At 68.5% G+C, this 2,124-nt stretch carries 5 protein-coding genes; all 5 read left to right on the forward strand.

Translation table 11 applies throughout. The annotated features are described in order from the left end of the window. Positions 1 to 300, forward strand: a 300-nt coding sequence (locus tag M3N57_04760; GenBank protein MDP9022010.1) for a transposase, incomplete at its 5' end; no start/stop codon positions are given. 111 nt (positions 301 to 411) lie between these two features. Continuing rightward, positions 412 to 666 (forward strand): helix-turn-helix domain-containing protein, encoded by a 255-nt coding sequence (locus tag M3N57_04765; GenBank protein ID MDP9022011.1) that lies wholly within the window; start codon positions 412 to 414, stop codon positions 664 to 666. Positions 667 to 688: 22 nt separating this feature from the next. After that, positions 689 to 916 carry a hypothetical protein gene (locus M3N57_04770; GenBank protein MDP9022012.1) on the forward strand — a complete coding sequence of 76 codons (228 nt, stop codon included), beginning with the start codon at positions 689 to 691 and terminating at the stop codon, positions 914 to 916. A 428-nt stretch (positions 917 to 1,344) separates the two neighbouring features. Next, positions 1,345 to 1,575, forward strand: a complete 231-nt coding sequence (locus M3N57_04775) for a hypothetical protein (GenBank protein ID MDP9022013.1) — start codon at positions 1,345 to 1,347, stop codon at positions 1,573 to 1,575. 14 nt (positions 1,576 to 1,589) lie between these two features. After that, positions 1,590 to 1,865 carry a sigma-70 family RNA polymerase sigma factor gene (locus M3N57_04780; GenBank protein MDP9022014.1) on the forward strand — a complete coding sequence of 92 codons (276 nt, stop codon included), beginning with the start codon at positions 1,590 to 1,592 and terminating at the stop codon, positions 1,863 to 1,865. Positions 1,866 to 2,124 lie beyond the last annotated feature (259 nt).

The following is a 2,124-nucleotide window of genomic DNA, read 5'->3' on the forward strand; positions in this document are numbered from 1 at the left end:
GCCGCGGCACGTCTCGACGAACTGCTCGCCTGGGCCGACGACGTCGCCGTTCCCGAGCTCACCCGCCTCGCCGGCACCGTGCGCCACTGGCGCCACCGGGTGCTCGCCTACCACCACGGTCGCGTGACGAACGCGCGAAGTGAGGCGATGAACCTCCTCGCGAAAAAGATCAAGAGGATCGGCTTCGGGTTCCGCAACTTCAACCACTACCGCATGCGCCTGCTGCTGCACTGCGGCGTCGTCTGGAATACTGCCCCGACCGCCAAGATCAGAGGCCGCGCCCCCTCGTTAGTTGCGTAGAGCCCGATTACCGCACTCGTGCGCTGCCCGCACTCCGTGGCACCCGCTGTCACATCCGCCCACGCCGGCCGGGGACTCCCTACCCAGATGCCGGACCCGGGAGGAACCGCCGTGACCGCCAACGACCAGCCCACCACCCTGACCGTCGAGCAGGCCGGGGAGCTGCTCGGGATCAGCCGCCGCACCGCCTACCGCGCCGCCGCCACCGGCGACATCCCCACCATCCGCCTCGGCCGCCGCATCCTGGTCCCCACCGCCCTGCTGCACCGCATGCTCGGCCTCGACCACGACCCGGCCTCCCACGGCGACCCAGGCGACGGCGGACCCTCGGGCGACGACGCCGCGCCTCCCACCACCCCCGCGTAGCCGCGACGGCCGGAGGGACCCCATGGGGACCACCTACTACGTCGTGTCCTGGGTCGACCACCAGCGCCGCGACCGCGCCCCCTTCCCTCTCACCCGCGAGTACGGCACCACCAGCTCCAAACAGGCCGCGATCCGCCTCGCCGAACGGCTCCTCCCACCCGACGCCGAGTACATCATCACCACCCTCCACCGCACCGTGCACCACGGCCACACCCCACGCGTCCACCCCCCAATCCGCCGAGCGCGATAGCGGCCGCGGACGTGCTCCATCAGGCGTTCTCGCAGCGCAGACGCGACATCGGGCGATGGCGCAGGGTCTGCGCACGGCCGGCGCGGTCAGGAAACCGTCGCCCGCGACAGATTTCCGCCGAAGAGGCCACGCCGGAACCGTCTCACGGACGACTTCGGCAGAGAGCTGGCGCCGATGACAGAAAGCTGACGCGGCCGGAGCGACCACGCGCGACAGATGCGGCGTTATCGCAGGGTCGGCTCTGGATCGCTAGTAGCCGAGCAAGGTGACCACATCGAGGCGGCCGCGGCATCTACACCGAGACGATGCAACGGTGCCAGCTCGGCCACGACCACCTCTCTCGGATCGCCGACGAGGCCATCTCGCAGGAGTGGCTCGAACCGTCCACCGGGATGGCCTGCTGAGGCTAGACAAGGTATCTTGTCTATGTGCGGATAGGTGAGCCGGCCCGCAAACACGGCGTCAGCGACGCGGACATCTGGCATGCGGTTCGCAATGCCGTGCGTTGGGTCGGGATGGACGACGATCTGACCATGCTGATCGGACCGGCGACCGACGGCGCGCTCTTGGAGATCGGTGTCCTCGACATCGACGGTGATGACCCGGTGGTCATCCACGCGATGTCCCTGCGGCGGAAGTTCTACCGGTTACTCGGTTGAGGAGGTGATGACGGATGCGACGACACACTGACGAGGAGATCGAACAGGCGGCGAAGCGGTTCGAGGAACTGGCGGACAAGCTCGACCCCGAGACCGCCAGGATGATCGACACGGATGACCTGCGTGGGGTCGCGGTTGCCGCACAGGCGGTGCAGGATGACGAGGCCCGGCTGCGCGAGGCCGTCGAGGTGGCTAGGGCGCACGGCCGGTCGTGGAACCAGATCGCGGTCGCGCTCGGCGTGTCCCGTCAGGCGGCGCGCCAGCGGTTCGGCGACAAGGTCCAAACCTGAACCCCCGACGGAATCGTGTCCGCCACGGCGCCGGCGCTGACTCCCGTGACACCATCGTGACACCATGAGATCCGGAACAGCCGGATACGGGAGGGCACGGCTTGGCATCACACATATGTGTTTCCGCAGGTCGTGTGTCACGAACGCGAAGGAGTGAGCATGTAGGACTCGTTCGCGGTGCTGTGCAGGAGATGGAGGTAGGTCCTCCGGGGTCGCCCTGCAGGGGGAGGCTCCAAACCACCGCAGGCTGCGCCGGTTA

The organism is Actinomycetota bacterium, from assembly GCA_030776725.1.
In the GTDB taxonomy this organism is placed as follows: Bacteria; Actinomycetota; Nitriliruptoria; order Nitriliruptorales; family JAHWKO01; genus JAHWKW01.